This window comes from Betaproteobacteria bacterium (assembly GCA_016720925.1).
GTDB lineage: Bacteria > Pseudomonadota > Gammaproteobacteria > Burkholderiales > Usitatibacteraceae > UKL13-2.
Window position 1 is genome coordinate 61,973 of record JADKJR010000038.1, and the last position, 15,105, is coordinate 77,077.

General features: G+C 59.7%; 12 protein-coding genes. 8 read left to right on the plus strand and 4 right to left on the minus strand.

Annotation, left to right across the window (positions count from 1 at the left end; genetic code table 11):
- Positions 1–119: 119 nt before the first annotated feature.
- From IPP88_24680 to IPP88_24695, 4 genes are all read left to right on the plus strand, one after another.
- Positions 120–3,683 (plus strand): indolepyruvate ferredoxin oxidoreductase family protein, encoded by a 3,564-nt coding sequence (locus IPP88_24680; protein ID MBL0125715.1) that lies wholly within the window; start codon positions 120–122, stop codon positions 3,681–3,683.
- A gap of 66 nt (positions 3,684–3,749) precedes the next feature.
- On the plus strand, positions 3,750–4,238 hold the full coding sequence (locus tag IPP88_24685) for a TonB family protein (GenBank protein MBL0125716.1): 489 nt from the start codon (positions 3,750–3,752) through the stop codon (positions 4,236–4,238).
- A gap of 364 nt (positions 4,239–4,602) precedes the next feature.
- The gene (locus IPP88_24690) at positions 4,603–5,106 is read left to right on the plus strand and encodes a cupin domain-containing protein (GenBank protein ID MBL0125717.1); all 504 of its coding nucleotides are present in this window, start codon (positions 4,603–4,605) and stop codon (positions 5,104–5,106) included.
- Positions 5,107–5,213: 107 nt separating this feature from the next.
- Positions 5,214–5,387, plus strand: a complete 174-nt coding sequence (locus IPP88_24695; protein MBL0125718.1) for a DUF1508 domain-containing protein — start codon at positions 5,214–5,216, stop codon at positions 5,385–5,387.
- On the opposite strand, the gene IPP88_24700 is transcribed toward IPP88_24695, so the two are convergent.
- From IPP88_24700 to ompR, 3 genes are all read right to left on the minus strand, one after another.
- Entirely contained in the window at positions 5,374–6,483 is a 1,110-nt protein-coding gene (locus IPP88_24700; GenBank protein ID MBL0125719.1) for a PLP-dependent cysteine synthase family protein, read from the minus strand. The two genes, IPP88_24695 and IPP88_24700, sit on opposite strands and share 14 nt — an antisense overlap.
- A 124-nt stretch (positions 6,484–6,607) precedes the next feature.
- Complete coding sequence (locus IPP88_24705) at positions 6,608–8,002, minus strand: HAMP domain-containing protein (protein MBL0125720.1); 1,395 nt, start codon at positions 8,000–8,002, stop codon at positions 6,608–6,610.
- Positions 8,002–8,748, minus strand: a complete 747-nt coding sequence (gene ompR / locus IPP88_24710) for a two-component system response regulator OmpR (protein ID MBL0125721.1) — start codon at positions 8,746–8,748, stop codon at positions 8,002–8,004. The genes IPP88_24705 and ompR overlap by 1 nt, the downstream gene beginning before the upstream one ends.
- A gap of 201 nt (positions 8,749–8,949) precedes the next feature.
- On the opposite strand from ompR, the gene IPP88_24715 reads away from it, so the two are divergent.
- The 4 genes from IPP88_24715 (at position 8,950) to IPP88_24730 (ending at position 13,447) form a co-directional block, all read left to right on the plus strand.
- Positions 8,950–9,447, plus strand: coding sequence for an EF-hand domain-containing protein (locus IPP88_24715; GenBank protein ID MBL0125722.1), 498 nt, complete (start codon positions 8,950–8,952; stop codon positions 9,445–9,447).
- Positions 9,448–9,631: 184 nt separating this feature from the next.
- Complete coding sequence (locus tag IPP88_24720) at positions 9,632–10,699, plus strand: acetylxylan esterase (GenBank protein MBL0125723.1); 1,068 nt, start codon at positions 9,632–9,634, stop codon at positions 10,697–10,699.
- 16 nt (positions 10,700–10,715) lie between these two features.
- Entirely contained in the window at positions 10,716–12,251 is a 1,536-nt protein-coding gene (locus tag IPP88_24725; GenBank protein ID MBL0125724.1) for a DUF1800 domain-containing protein, read from the plus strand.
- An 11-nt stretch (positions 12,252–12,262) separates the two neighbouring features.
- A complete protein-coding gene (locus IPP88_24730) occupies positions 12,263–13,447 on the plus strand; it encodes a DUF1501 domain-containing protein (GenBank protein ID MBL0125725.1) in 1,185 nt (394 codons plus the stop codon).
- Positions 13,448–13,749: 302 nt separating this feature from the next.
- Here the strand turns inward: IPP88_24730 and IPP88_24735 are convergent, their stop codons facing one another.
- On the minus strand, positions 13,750–15,075 hold the full coding sequence (locus tag IPP88_24735) for an anaerobic C4-dicarboxylate transporter (protein MBL0125726.1): 1,326 nt from the start codon (positions 15,073–15,075) through the stop codon (positions 13,750–13,752).
- Between the last annotated feature and the right edge of the window lie 30 nt (positions 15,076–15,105).

The window sequence follows — 15,105 nt, forward strand, 5'->3', positions numbered from 1 at the left end:
AACTTGCGCGCGCCTTCCTACCGGGACACAATCCTTGAAAGAAAAGGCGTTCGGCATGTTCCGTCGGATTCCCGGCTAACGTGCCCGAAACCCCAGAACACAATTTTGAGGAGTTCCCGATGTCTGCCGCTGCCCCCTCCACCAAAGCCGCCCGTGGCGCGCCCGCGTCTCCCTTTGCCTCCATCGGGCTTGATGACAAATACTTGCTGACCCAGGGTCGCGTCTACCTGACCGGCACGCAGGCGCTGGTTCGCCTGCCGATGATCCAGCGTCAGCGCGATCTTGCCGCAGGGCTGAACACCGCAGGCTTCATTTCCGGTTATCGCGGTTCACCGCTAGGCGCATACGACCAGGCGCTGTGGAAAGCAAAAAATTTCCTGAAGGACAACCACATCCATTTCACACCGGGTGTGAATGAGGAACTCGCCGCAACCGCGGTATGGGGCTCGCAACAGGTCGGGCTGTTTGAAGGCGCGAAATATGACGGCGTGTTCGGCATCTGGTACGGCAAAGGTCCCGGGGTGGATCGCTCGGGCGATGTCTTCAAGCATGCCAATGCCGCAGGTTCCTCCAAACACGGCGGGGTTCTGCTGATCGCCGGCGACGATCACGCCTGCAAGTCATCGACTCTGCCGCACCAGTCGGAACACATGTTCGATGCCGCGATGATTCCGGTCCTGTATCCGACCGGCGTGCAGGAGATCATCGATCTCGGCCTGCACGGTATCGCCATGTCGCGCTACTCGGGCCTTTATACGGCGTTCAAATGCATTACCGATACGGTGGATGCATCGGGTTCGATCAACATCGATATCGACTCGCCGAAGATTCTGCTGCCGGAAGATTTCGCGATGCCGGCGGGCGGCGTGTCGATCCGCTGGCCGGATGCGCCGCTGGAGCAGGAGCTGCGATTGCAGCAGGGCAAGATCTATGCTGCGCTCGCGTACTGTCGCGTCAATAAGCTGAATCGCATCACCATCAATTGTGAAAGTCCGCGATTGGGCATCATCGCCTCGGGCAAGAGTTACCTTGATGTGCTGCAGGCGCTCGAGAATCTGGGCATTGACGAGCGCCACGCCGCCGAGATCGGCATTCGCCTGATGAAAGTCGGCATGCCCTGGCCGCTGGAGCCGACCGCCGTGCGCGAATTCGCGTTGGGCCTCGACGAAATTCTGGTGGTGGAAGAAAAGCGCCAGCTCATCGAATACCAGATGAAAGAACAACTCTATAACTGGCGCGACGACGTGCGCCCGCATGTTATCGGCAAGTACGACGATCACGGCGAGTGGGAAGTCGCACGATCCGCGTGGTTGCTGCCGGCGGCAGGCGAATTGACGCCGGCGATGATTGCGCGTGTGATCGCCAAACGCATCGGCAAGTTCTACACCAGCAAGATTGTCGAGGCGCGCCTCAAGTTCATCGAGGACAAGGAAGCCGCGCTTGAACGTCCGCGCGCCAAGATTGAACGCATTCCGACGTTCTGCTCGGGGTGCCCGCACAACACCTCCACCCGAGTCCCGGATGGTTCCAAGGCACTGGCGGGCATTGGCTGTCACTACATGGCGAAGTGGATCCGTCCGGACGTGACCATGACCTTCACGCAAATGGGCGGCGAGGGCGTGCCGTGGGTGGGCATCCAGCCCTTCACGGACATGAAGCACATCTTCGCCAATCTGGGCGACGGCACTTACTATCATTCGGGCCTGCTGGCGATTCGCGCGGCGGTGGCCTCCGGCGTGAATATCACCTACAAGATTCTCTTCAATGACGCGGTCGCGATGACCGGCGGCCAGCCGGTGGATGGTCCGATCAGCGTGCCGATGATCACACAACAGGTGCATTCGGAGGGCGTGAAAAAAGTGGTGGTGGTCACCGATGAGCCCGAGAAGTATCAGGCCGCCGAGATCCAGTCGGGATTGGCGCCAGGCGTCACCGTGCATCATCGCGATGAGCTTGACCAGGTACAGCGCATGTTGCGCGAGATCGAAGGCGCCACCGTCATGATCTACGACCAGACCTGCGCCGCCGAGAAACGCCGCCGCCGCAAGCGCGGCACGTTCCCCGATCCGGCCAAGCGCGTGGTGATCAACGAACTGGTGTGTGAAGGTTGCGGGGACTGCGGCAAGAAATCCAACTGCGTGTCCATCGTGCCGGTGGAAACCGAACTCGGCCGCAAGCGTGCCATTGATCAATCCTCGTGCAACAAGGATTTCTCCTGCGTGAAAGGCTTCTGCCCGAGCTTTGTAACCGTTGAAGGTGGGCAGCTCCGGAAACGCAAGGCGGTCGTGCAGGAAGTGCTGGCGGCGTTGCCGGAGCCTGCCTTGCCGTCGCTCGACAAACCGTGGGGAATACTCGTCACGGGCGTGGGCGGCACTGGCGTGGTGACCATTGGTGCGCTGCTGGGCATGGCCGCGCATCTGGAAGGCAAGGGCGTGGCGGTGCTGGACATGGCCGGCCTCGCGCAGAAAGGCGGCAGCGTGTACACGCATGTACGCATCGCGAAAGCGCCTGAGGATATCCACGCGGTGCGCATTGCCGCCGGTGAAGCCAACGCATTGCTCGGCTGCGACATGATCGTCTCCACTTCCGACGAAGCCATCGCCAAGGTGCAGAAGGGCGTCACCTCGGGCGTGGTGAATTCGGACGTCTCGCCGACCGGTGATTTTGCGAAACAGCCTGATCTGCAAATTCCGGTTGCTGGCATGGAAGACGTGTTGCGCGATGCAATGACGGCGGTGGATTTTGTCAATGCATCGCAACTCACCACCGCATTGCTGGGTGACGCCATCTACACTAACCCGTTCGTGATGGGTTATGGCTGGCAGAAAGGCTTGATTCCCTTGTCGCTTGCCTCAATCCTGCGCGCGATGGAACTGAATGGCGTGTCGGTCGAGAAGAATCAGCAAGCCTTCGATTGGGGCCGACGTGCGGCAGTGGATCTGCGTGCGGTGCAGGCCGTCGCCACGCCGCCCGAAGCCACACCCGCATCGCAGCGACTGTCGCAGTCGATCGAAGAAATGATCAGGCGCCGCGTGGAGCATCTCACCGCGTACCAGAATGCGGCGTACGCGAATCGCTATGCGGCGATGGTGGCCAAGGTGCAAAAGCTCGAAGCCGAAAAATTTCCCGGACTGAAAGCACTATCCGCCGCCGTTGCACGCTACGCCTTCAAGCTGATGGCCTACAAGGACGAGTACGAAGTGGCGCGCCTCTATGCCGACAGCGATTTTCGCCAGCGGATTGCGGCGCAATTTGAAGGCGACTACAAGCTGACGTTTCACATGGCGCCACCGATCATGAGTGAGGTCGATCCGGCAACGGGCGAACTGAAGAAGCGGTTGTTTGGGCCGTGGATGATGACGGCGTTTTCCTTGCTTGCGAAGTTCAAGGGGCTGCGCGGGACGGCTTTCGATGTCTTTGGCTATACCGCAGAGCGCAAGATGGAGCGGCAGCTGATTGTGGATTATGAGTTGACGCTGGAGGAGTTGCTGGGGAAACTGTCAGCGGATAATTATGATCTGGCCGTGGATATTGCGTCGGTTCCGGAATTCATTCGCGGATTTGGGCATGTGAAGCATGAGCATTTTGTCGAGGCGAAGAAGCGGGAGTGGGAGTTGATGGAGCGGTTTCGGAATCCGGTTGCGGGGGCGGTGAAGGAGATTCGGGTGAAGGTGGCGGCGTAACAATTGTCGATTCACTGCGTCGGCGATTGAGATCGCCCATGCATCTTCAACTGGATTGGGTGCAGAGTGGCGCTCTATGGTGTCCGGATATACGAAATGACAATCACCAGATCTCGAATCGCATTGCTTGCCGTTGTTCTGCTTTGTAGTGCGGTCCCGGCCATAGCTGCCGAGAGCATTCCCGTCAACGTGACTGAGGAGATGCTGTTCGCCGACGATCCAAAAGAGTGGCTAAGCGTCAGAAGGGTTTCGCAACCGGAATATCCGAAGGACTTGTTCAAAGCGGGCACAACTGGGCACGTAGACCTCGGCGTTACCATCGATGAAGTTGGTGCGGTTAGGAAAATTGGCACAGTTGTTTCCAATCCCGTCAATCCTTTGTTTGAAAAATCGGCACGCGAAAGTGTGCTGTATTGGTCATTCAAGCCTGCCATTTCGAAAGATTGCGTTCCACAGATTGCCGAGGGTAATGTGCGAATCTGGTTCGATATTCGCGATGGGAAAGAGGCTATTAGTGTGTCCCCACTGAAGCCGGGACAACAATGGAAATGCTAGGCCGGGCACAATGCTTCCAAGTAGACGAGGGATGCTCAATTAGCGACAAAGGTGAAGAGATCGGTTGCATATCCACGAGCGGCGCATTTAGAAGGCGCGCAGGCCGACGTGCATGCGGGGTGATGGAGGTCGATGCGAACCCCGCGCAAGTTGCGCAATGCTGAAATTGCGCATGTGATTACATCCTCAAAGGAAATGCGCCGTGAATTCTCGAAAGAGGTTGTAACCACGCTGAGGCTGGCTTACTTTGAACCCATTGCTTCCTGGAATGATGGAGTTCCAACCCAGCGTCTACGGGTCTCACAGCCATAAACTTGCCGGAAACCCCACTCAAGTGCTAGAGCCCGCCCCCGGGGACCCCAAAATGACCCCAGACGACCTCCGCGCCAAACTCATCCGCAATTTCAACGACGCCAAACTCGAAACTTCCGACCGCGCACCTTTGTACGATGGCTCGCAAAGTGCCCGTCTTGCCCGCGGCACGGCCGCCCAGAAAATGGGCGCGTCGATCGATATCGTTCCGGCCGGCAAGCGGTCCTGTCCGTATCACTTCCATTATGTCGAGGAAGAAATGTTCATCGTCCTTGAAGGCGAGGGCACGCTGCGTGTCGCGGGAGAAATGCTGCCGATCCGCGCGGGGGACACGATCTTCATTCCGCCGGGGCCGGAGTATCCGCACCAGATACTCAATACCTCAGACAAGCCGCTCAAATACCTGTCGCTATCGATCAATGCCGAAACGGAAATCTGCGAGTATCCGGATTCGAACAAGTACCTCGCCTTCTCGCGCACCAAGGGCCCCTTGCTTGAGGGTGGGCGCATGCATCGTGCGAAAGATGATCTGGACTACTGGGATGGGGAAGCGTAGCGCGCTGGACTTGGTGGCGTGACGGCACTCACAAAATTTCGCCACACGGAAGCGAAAAGTCGCCTATCATTTTTCCACGCCCCTCAATCTTTTCTCAAGGACGAGTCATGACGTTTAATGTTTACCGGGATCACAAGAACGAATGGCGATGGTTTTTGCAGGCAGAGAACGGCAAGAAGATTGCCGATTCCGGCGAGGGTTATCACAACGAGCGCGACTGTATCGATGCCATCTCGCTCGTAATGGGCACCAATCTGCAAACTCCCGTCAGGTTTGTCTGATTTCGCCGGGGCCAGCCTCGCCAAGCGTCCAAGGTAATTCGCGACCGGACTGCGCACACGCAGCGATGTCCTGCACGAATGTGCCGAGTGCCAGGCCATTACCCGCGAGCCACGCGTCGTTGTAGTAAGTGCCCTGATAGCGGTCGCCGCTATCGCAGAGGATCATCACGATCGAGCCCGCCTCGCCGGCCAGATGCATCTGCCGCGCGAGCGCCAATGCGCCGATGAAATTGGTGCCGGTCGAGCCACCGCAGCGCCGGCCCAGTGCCTGTTCCAGATAATGGATTGCCGCGATTGACGCGAGGTCAGGAATTTTTATCATGGCGTCGATCACGCCGGGAACAAACGAGCGCTCCACCCGCGGCCGGCCGATGCCTTCGATGCGCGAGTTGGTGTCGAGTGCAAGGCTTGTGTCACCGGTGCGGAACGCATCGAAGAACACCGAATTCTCCGGGTCGGTCGCGCAGACACGCGAGGCGAGGCTACGGTAGCGTATGTAGCGGCCGATGGTCGCGGCGGTGCCGCCGGTACCGCAGTTGCAGACGATCCAGCTGGGCACTGGATGTGGTTCCAGCGTCATTTGCCGGAACAGCGAATCGGCGATGTTGTTATTGCTGCGCCAGTCGGTGGCGTGCTCGGCATAGGTGAACTGATCCATGAAATGCCCGTGGCGTTGCTGCGCGAGTTGTTGGGATTCGCGCGATACGGCATGCGGATCATCGATTAGATGCCAATCGCCACCGTAGAAACGGATGGCGGCGATCTTTTCAGGGGAAGTCATTTTCGGCATCACCGCCACGAACGGCAGGCCGATGAGCCGCGCGAAGTAGGCTTCCGACACCGCCGTTGAACCGGACGAGGCCTCGACGACGGTGCTGTCGCCATTCAGCCAGCCATTGCAAAGCGCATAGAGGAACAGCGAGCGCGCCAGGCGGTGCTTGAGACTGCCGGTCGGATGGGTCGATTCGTCCTTCAGGTAAAGGTGCACGTCGGGATAAGCGGGCAGGTGCAGTGTGATGAGATGCGTGTCGGCCGAACGATTAAAGTCGGCTTCTATTTTTTGTACGGCCTGCTGCGCCCATTCGCGAGTGATCATCGGATTCCGATTGCAGAAACTGTCTGGTGCCGATTATAGGTGTTGCCCGCTGGTACACATAAAACACAAGCACTGGCGGGGTCCGCAGGACAATTGTGCCCGGAAAGGCGCACCAGTGCTTGTTCTACGCCAGTGGAAATGTCATGCGCGCTTCCGTCCCGCCCCCCGCTCTCGGCAATAACGCGAATTGCCCGCCGTGCGCTTTCGCGATGCGCTCGACAATTGCGAGTCCGAGGCCCGCGCCCGAATGCCCACTGCGAGAGATGTCGAGGCGCGTGAAAGGCTGCTTCAGTCGTTCCACTTCTTCCGGCGGGATGCCGGGCCCGCGATCGAGCACCGACAGCACGATGTTGTTCGCTTCTCGCGCGGTGCGCAGCGTGATTTCCGGGCCGGCGTGTTTGCGGGCGTTGTCGATGAGATTGCCGATCAGGCGCTTCATTGCCAGCGGGCGCATTTTCATGGTGGCGTGCGGGGCCAGTTCCAGCGTGATCCCCGCGCCGCCAGCCTCTTCGCGTTCACCACGCCGGGCGCGTTCTGCCGCCGCCTGCAGCAGCCAATTGAGATCAACGCTTTCCAGGTTCTCCCGGCTTTCATCGCGCGCGAAATCCATGAACTGGTCGATGACGCCGTTGATATCCTCGATATCCTTTTCCAGGTCCGCGCGCGTGACCGGATCGGCGGGCAGCATTTCCAGTCCGAGCCGCAAGCGTGAAAGCGGCGTGCGCACGTCGTGCGATACGCCGGCCAGAAACGTGGCGCGATCCCGATCCAGGCGTGAGAGGTTTTCGCGCATCTGGTTGAAGGCGACAGCCACCGAGCGCACCTCCTCGGGACCCATTTCTGTCACGGGCGGCGGCTGACGGCCGTGGCCGATCTCACGTGCCGCGGCCGAAAGCGCCTGCAACGGTCGGTTCAGGCGGCTCACCAGAAACAGCGCGCCCGCCAGCGCCAAAATTCCGCCGAATATGCCCCAGCCCAGCCACGCGATCGAGAAATCCTGTTCGACGACACGGCTCTGTGGGAAAAGCACCCAATAGTGTGCGGTTCCGACCGGGATCTTGGTAATGAACGCCGGCGGTGGCGCCTGAAACGGCCTGCCTTCCGCGATCGCTTGCGATTGCATGGCCAGCGCTCGCGCAGCGCGTTGCGGTCGCTGAAACACGAAGATATCCGCCTCGGGACCAAACTGGTCGCGCAGACGCTCACGTGCGGCGCGGATGACGGGCGTGTCGGGAGCGGGCTCGAGCGGTTCTTCGGCGATGCGTTGCGGCGGGATGACGCGTATGCCGCGCTCTTCGCGCAGCTTCATCAGGAAGTCACGGTGTTGCTCCGCAGGAATGCTTTCGAGGGCCGCGCGAATGGTCTTCAGGTGGCTGATATAGCCGATGGCGACGCCCTGAAAACGCGGCTGTTGCGAGTAGTAGCGGAACAGCAGCACCGACACCAACTGGCTCGCGATCAATGCAAATATGATGACCAGTGCCGTGCGCGCCAGCAGCGATTTGGGAATGATGGACATCAGGCGTGCTTGGTCCCATCCGGCACAAACACGTAACCGCGCCCCCACACCGTCTGGATGTAGCGCGGGTTTGCCGGGTCTTCGCCGAGGAGCTTGCGCAGGCGAGAGACCTGCACATCGATGGCCCGGTCAAAACTGTCATGCTCGCGTCCGCGTGCAAGTTCGGTCAGTTTGTCGCGCGACAGCGGCGTGCGGGCGTGTTGCACCAGTACTTTCAGCAGGCCGAATTCGCCGGTGGTCATTGGCATGGGACCGTCATCGCGGGTGAGTTCCCGGGTGCCGAGGTTGAGGCGAAAGGGTCCGAACTCAACGATCTCGTCCTCGGCCCCCGGTGCGCCCGGCACCGGTAACGGCGCTTGTCGACGCAACACTGCATGGATACGTGCGACCAGCTCGCGCGGGTTAAACGGCTTCGGCAGGTAATCATCCGCGCCCATTTCCAGGCCGACGATGCGATCGACTTCATCGCCCTTGGCGGTGAGCATGATGATGGGAATATTCGCCTCGGCACTGGTGGAACCGCGCAGCCGGCGGCAGATGGCGAAACCATCCTCACCCGGCAACATCACGTCCAGTACCACCAGATCGTAGCGATTGCGGGTGAGCGCGCGGTCCAGCGCCGCGCCGTCGGGGACGGTGTCGGTCGCGAATCCCTGTTCGGTCAGGTAGCGTTTCAGCAGGTCGCGAAGTCGCAGATCGTCGTCAACCACCAGAATGCGGTGGCGGGTAGCAGATGGAGTCGTCATGAGCGCATGTTAGAGCGTGGTGGCGCGATCGGGGCAGGCTATCGATGAGCCAATTGTAAGTAAATGTTAGCAAAGCCCCATGTGTTACACCCCGTTACCAACGTCATGCAACCAGGGAGGACTTTGCGCGCTCTATCACTTAACCTGAAGATGTTCATTAAAACAGATTCAGCGCACCCACAACCACTTTTGGAGAACACCATGAACACGTTGAAAACCAGTCTCATCGCCACACTTCTTGCGTTGACCAGCGCATCCATCGCTTATGCGCAGGCTCCCGGCGGCGGCCCCGGCGGCCCTGGTGGACCGAAAGGCGAACGCGCGCAGCAAATGCTCGAACGCATCAAGGCCGCCGACACCAACGGCGACGGCAAGATTAGCCGCGAAGAAGCCAATGCGTCGCTGCCGCGCATCGCCAAGAACTTCGATACGATCGATGCAAACAAGGACGGATTTGTCACCATGGACGAGTTGCAAGCTGCCCGTGGCAAGGGTGGCAAAGGCGGACGCGGCCACAAAATGCACGAGCACATGAAAGCCGCCGACACCAACGGTGACGGCAAATTCAGCCGCGAAGAAGCGAACGCATCCATGCCGCATATCGCCAAGAATTTCGATGCGATTGACACCAACAAGGACGGGTTCGTGACCAAGGAAGAATTGCGTGCTTATCACGAGGCGAATGGCGGGCGTAAATAATCTATCGTAAATTCCACAAGTCCGTCATTCCCGCGTCCCATAGGGAATTCCGTTGGTTGCAGCGGGAATGACGGCAGTAATTTCCGGGCTTGGCGCGTGATGCGTTGAGCCTTGTTTTTGGGTCAGGGCGACGGGAGGGCAGTCAGACGTGAGAAGGGAACTGCCAGTTCTGTGGAAATATTTGATGGTCGTGGCCGCGTCATGCGCGTTGGCGTTCCTGATTGCGCAAAACGATGCGATTGCCCAGGCTCCGGCGAAGTCGTACGTGTCCGCCGGCGCCTGGACGGTGGAAGGGAGCGAGGCAACATGGCGAGATGACGTCCGCAAGCGTGACGTGCCGGTGAAAATATATTCGCCTGGCACGGATAAAAGAAATGTCGTCGCCAAAGTGTCCGGCAGTGCGCTCACCGGCGCACCCGCCAGCGCCTCTGATGCGCGCTTTCCGGTCATCCTGTTTTCCCACGGTCTCGGCGGCAATCGTGCCGGCGGCAAATTGTGGGCCGAGCACTGGGCCAGTCACGGTTACGTGGTCGTGGCCATGCAGCACGCCGGCAGCGACGAGGCGCTGTGGAAAGATCGACCGCCCGCGGATCTGAAGAAAAACATGAAATCCGGCATGACGCTGGGCAATCTCGGACTGCGCGTCAGTGATGTACGTTTCGTGATCGATGAAGTCGTTCGCCGCGCCGGTATCGGCGAGAAACAATTTGCCTACGCCGACACCGCGCGCCTCGGCATGTCGGGACATTCGTTTGGCGCGCACACGACACTGGCGGTGGCGGGGCAGAAGGCCGGAGTCCTTGGCGGCCAGTCAGGGCTGGACACGCGCATCGTCTCGGCGATCGCCTTCAGTCCGAATGCCCGAAACAAGCGCAATGTCGCGCGCCAGTTTGGCGATATCCAGATACCATTCATGTCGATTACCGGCACCCGGGACGGTAGCATTCTTGACGACGGCACGCGCTATCAGGATCGCATGCTTCCCTATGAAAATATGCCGGCGGGTGGTAAGTATCTGGTCGTGTTCGATGGTGGCGATCACATGGTGTTCGGCGGCCATGAACTGGGCGTGCGACGGCCGGAAACGTCGCGGGACCGCGAGATCCAGTCGGCTGTGAAAGCGGCGACCGTGGCATTCTGGAATGTCACGCTGAAACGTGACGAATCGGCGAGAAAGTGGCTGGATTCGGCTGAGAACTCGGCATCGCTCAAATTCATGCTCAATGAAAACGATTTTTTAGCCTCAAAATAGCCCGATGAGTAATGTCATGAAGATATCTCCGCTTGTGCGCACGATTCTGCAGGCTTTCTCGCTGCTGGTGCTGGCCCTGCCTGTACATTCCGCTGTTGACGAACCACTCGGCGCGGACAATGCACGCCACCTGCTCAATCGCACCGGTTTTGCGGCCTCCGATGGGGATATTGGAGTCTTCGCGAAACTCAATCGAGCTGAAGCAGCGGATCGGTTATTGAAGGCGGCCCAATCGGTCGCGACGCAAACGCCCCCGGCATGGGTGAGCGAACCGCCGGTGCCGCCGGTACGGTTGCGTGACATGTCGCCTGAAGAGCGCCAGGCGCAGCAGCGAAAAAATGTGGAACGGGCTTTTGAATTGCGCGAATGGTGGTTCCGCGAAATGCTCACCACGCCTTCGCCGCTGACGGAAAAGATGACGCTGTTCTGGCACAACCACTTCGCCACCAGCCAGCAGAAGGTGCGCTTCACGCCGTTGATCTACCAGCAGCACGTGATGTTGCGCCGCAATGCGTTGGGCAATTTCGGTACGTTGCTGCGTGAAGTCGCGCGTGATCCGGCAATGCTGATCTATCTGGATGGCGCCAACAGCCGCAAGGAACAACCCAACGAAAATTTTGCCCGCGAGGTGATGGAGCTGTTCACGCTCGGCGAAGGACATTACAGCGAGCGTGACATCAAGGAAGCGGCGCGCGCGTTCACCGGCTGGAGCGTGGATCGCGACACGGGGCAATTCATGTTCCGCCGCGGCATCCACGATTACGGCAATAAATCCGTGCTCGGCAAATCGGGAAATTTCGATGGCGACCAGGTGATCGATATCCTGTTAAGAAAGCCGGAGACCGCGCAGTTTGTGACGCGCAAGCTGTGGAGGGAATTCATTTCGCCCGCCGTTGGCAAACCCGCGGACGAGGCGCAAGTTGCACGCTTCGCCGATGAATTTCGCGACAGCGGTTACAACATTTCCAGACTAATGCGGGTGATACTGACTTCGGATGCGTTCTACGCTCCGGGCAATCGCGCGTCGCTGATCAAGTCGCCAGTGGAATTTGTGGTGGGCACCATGAAACAGTTCGATATCGAAACGCCCAACCTGCGTCCCTTCGTGCTGGCGGCCGCGCTGCTGGGGCAGAATGTGTTTTCGCCGCCGAATGTGAAGGGCTGGCCGGGCGGCGAGGCGTGGATCAATTCCGCGACTCTGCTTGGCCGCAAACAGTTGATCGACCGCCTGTTCAGAAACGAGGATGTTTTGGAGGCGGCCCTACGAAGCATGGACGAGATGGCGATGCGCAATGGCGAGGAGCCGCAACCCGGCCGCGAAGCTCGCCAGCGGCGGCAAATGGAACGGCAGATGGGCGGCATTCGCTGGAACCTCGATAAGTGGGCTGACAAGTTTGCAGGAAGTGGAAGCAATCCCGTCCCACGGCAAGGTCTGATGGACATGACCCGCGTGGTGTTGGCCGTGGCGCCGCAAAATCCGCCGACCACGAGCGACAAACCCGCGGACTGGGCGAGACAACTTGTCCATGACCCGGTGTATCAGCTCAAATGAAAAGGCCAATGATGAATCGCCGACAATTTCTGCAATCGATGGGATGGGCCGCGGGTGTTCCTTTGGCGGGCACCTTGCACGGCGTTTCCTGGGCCGCGCCCACCGCCCTTTCCGCCAGCCCCTCGCCATACGAAAACCTGCTGATCCTTATCGAGCTCAAAGGCGCCAATGACGGGCTGAACACCGTGATTCCGTACGCCGATCCGGCCTACGCGTCACTTCGGCCGCGACTCGCCATCGCCCGCGATCAGGTGCTGCAATTATCGGAACGCGAAGGCTTGCATCCGGCGCTGCAGCCGCTCATGTCGATGTGGGACAAGAAAGAATTGGCGGTGGTGCAAGGACTCGGTTATCCGCAGCCCAATCTTTCGCATTTCCGCTCGATCGAAATCTGGGATACCGCCTCGAAGAGCGAGGAGTATCTTGACGCCGGCTGGCTGGCACGCACCTTCGCCCTCGCGCCCGCGCCGCGCAACTACGCGGCCGATGGCGTGGTCGTGGGTTCGAGTGATATGGGGCCACTATCCGGGCAGGGCGTGCGGACCATCGCGCTGGCCGACACTGCGCAATTCCTGCGCAACGCCAAACTGGCTCAGGCGAATTCGGATCAACGCAATGCGGCGCTGAAACATATTCTCGCGGTCGAGGCGGAGATCATTCACGCGGCGGCCAAGCTCAACACCAATTTCGCGTTCAAGACCGAATTTCCGCGCAATGCCTTCGGCAACCAGGTGCGGACCGCCGCGCAACTGGTGGCCAGCAAAGCTGGCATCGCCAGCATTCGCTTGACTCACGCTGGCTTCGATACCCATGCGAATCAGTTGGGCACGCACGCCAATCTGCTGAAAGATTTGGCGGAAGGTGTGGCCGCGCTTAAGTCCGCGCTGGGTGAATTGAATCGCTGGGATTCCACGCTGATCATGACCTACGCCGAATTTGGCCGGCGGCCAAAAGAAAACCAGAGTGGTGGCACCGATCACGGCACGGCCAACGTGCATTTTTTGGCGGGCGGGCGCGTGAAGGGTGGCTTGTTCGGCGAAGCGCCCCAACTCACGCGTCTTGACGGCAATGGCAATCTGCCGTTTGCGGTGGATTTCCGCAGCATGTATGCGACGGTCATCGATAAATGGTGGAGCGGGGATTCAGCACAGGTGTTGGGTGGGAAATTGCCGGCGCTGGATATCCTTCGAGCCTGACGGGAATTTCTCGAATCAAATGAGCATCGGCTGAGGGCTGCCATTGTGGTCAATGCGGCAGGGTGAAACTCAAGCACTGGTGCGGCTATCCGGTCGAAAGCGCCTGAATGAGCCCGTCAGTTGGGATCGACGATATCGCAAGGACTTTGGTACGGATGCAATGTTCATTCCGCCGCGGGCGGTGATATCGCTCGACGAAAGAAGCGAGCGGGCGTTGCGCCCGCCCGCCTGAATCAAGTGCGCTTCACGGCCTCCGGCGACCGGATTCCCGATCGCCGAGTACCGAATGTCGCTCACACGTATCAGAAGATCATGCGCGCGATCGCCAGTCCCGTGATGACCGCCACTGACGTCGCAACCAGTCCGGGGATCATGAACGAGTGGTTCAGCACATAGCGCCCGATCTTGGTGGTTCCGGACAGGTCAAAATTGATCGCGGCGATCAATGAGCCGTAGGTCGGGATGAAAAAATAGCCATTGACTGACGGGAACATGCCGATCAGAAATTGCGGCGGAATGCCCAGTGCGATGCCAAGTGGCATTAGCGCGCGGGTTGTCGCGGCCTGGCTGTAAAGCAGTACCGAGGCGAAGAACAATCCAAATGCAAATGTCCACGGCGCAACCTTCGCCCATTCACCGATCGCGGGCACGATGACGTCCTTATGCGCGGCGATGAAACTGTCGCCGAGCCAGGCCAGTCCAAAAATGCCGATTACGGCGACCACACCGGCACGCAGCGTGGCGGTTTTCGGCACTTCGTCAACATTGACTTTGGTCACCAGCAGCATGATGGCCGCAACCGACATCATCACGATCTCGATGACAATTGGCATTCCAAGCGGACTCTTCGCGCCCGGCAGCTTTCTCAATTCAGGGAAAAAGCCGAACAGTACGACCAGCGCAACGCCCGTCAGGAAAACGAACGCCGCCAGCTTCGCGGCGGGCTTGAGGGGCGGGCGGTCGGCAGCGGGCTTGGGTGCCGGCACCTCGCCAGCCGCGAGCCGCGCCTGATATTCCGGATCGTCCTTCAGGTCCTTGCCGATAAACATCGACACGAACGCCGCGGCAATGACGCCAGCGAGCGTGGCGGGAACGCAGATCAACAGGATCTCCCGCAATCCCCATTGAGCCATGCCCTTTTCGGCGAACAGTCCGATCATCGCGGCGGTTGCCGCGGCGACCGGGCTTGCGGTGATTGCCTGCTGCGAGGCGATTGTCGCCACTGCCATGGGCCGCTCGGGACGGATGCCGCTCCGGTGCGCCGTCTCGTAGATCACTGGCAGCAGCGGATAGACGATGTGCCCGGTTCCGGCGACGAACGTGAATGTCCACGTCGTCAGTGGTGCGACGATCGTCACGTACTTCGGATTGGCACGGATGATGCGCTCGGCAATCCGGACGAGGAAATCGATGCCGCCCGCCGCATCCATCACCGAAGCGGCCATGATGACCGCCAGGATGATCAGCATCACATCGATTGGCGGCGACGTCGGATTGACACCAAAAGCGACAATCAATACCAGCAATCCGACAGCGCCCCACAGACCGAGGCCGACGCCCGACGATCGCGCGCCCATCCAGATCGCCGCAAGTACGACGACAAATTGTAAAGCGATTAACATGGTCATTTTGTTTCTCCCTGGCGATTGCTCGCCGTC

Coding starts and splice junctions, on each gene's coding strand:
- IPP88_24730 (MBL0125725.1), top strand. CDS start 12,263: ATGAATCGCCGACAATTTCTGCAATCGATGGGATGGGCCGCGGGTGTT.
- IPP88_24735 (MBL0125726.1), bottom strand. CDS start 15,075: ATGACCATGTTAATCGCTTTACAATTTGTCGTCGTACTTGCGGCGATC.
- IPP88_24720 (MBL0125723.1), top strand. CDS start 9,632: ATGGTCGTGGCCGCGTCATGCGCGTTGGCGTTCCTGATTGCGCAAAAC.
- IPP88_24705 (MBL0125720.1), bottom strand. CDS start 8,002: ATGTCCATCATTCCCAAATCGCTGCTGGCGCGCACGGCACTGGTCATC.
- IPP88_24715 (MBL0125722.1), top strand. CDS start 8,950: ATGAACACGTTGAAAACCAGTCTCATCGCCACACTTCTTGCGTTGACC.
- IPP88_24725 (MBL0125724.1), top strand. CDS start 10,716: ATGAAGATATCTCCGCTTGTGCGCACGATTCTGCAGGCTTTCTCGCTG.
- IPP88_24680 (MBL0125715.1), top strand. CDS start 120: ATGTCTGCCGCTGCCCCCTCCACCAAAGCCGCCCGTGGCGCGCCCGCG.
- IPP88_24695 (MBL0125718.1), top strand. CDS start 5,214: ATGACGTTTAATGTTTACCGGGATCACAAGAACGAATGGCGATGGTTT.
- ompR (MBL0125721.1), bottom strand. CDS start 8,748: ATGACGACTCCATCTGCTACCCGCCACCGCATTCTGGTGGTTGACGAC.
- IPP88_24700 (MBL0125719.1), bottom strand. CDS start 6,483: ATGATCACTCGCGAATGGGCGCAGCAGGCCGTACAAAAAATAGAAGCC.
- IPP88_24690 (MBL0125717.1), top strand. CDS start 4,603: ATGACCCCAGACGACCTCCGCGCCAAACTCATCCGCAATTTCAACGAC.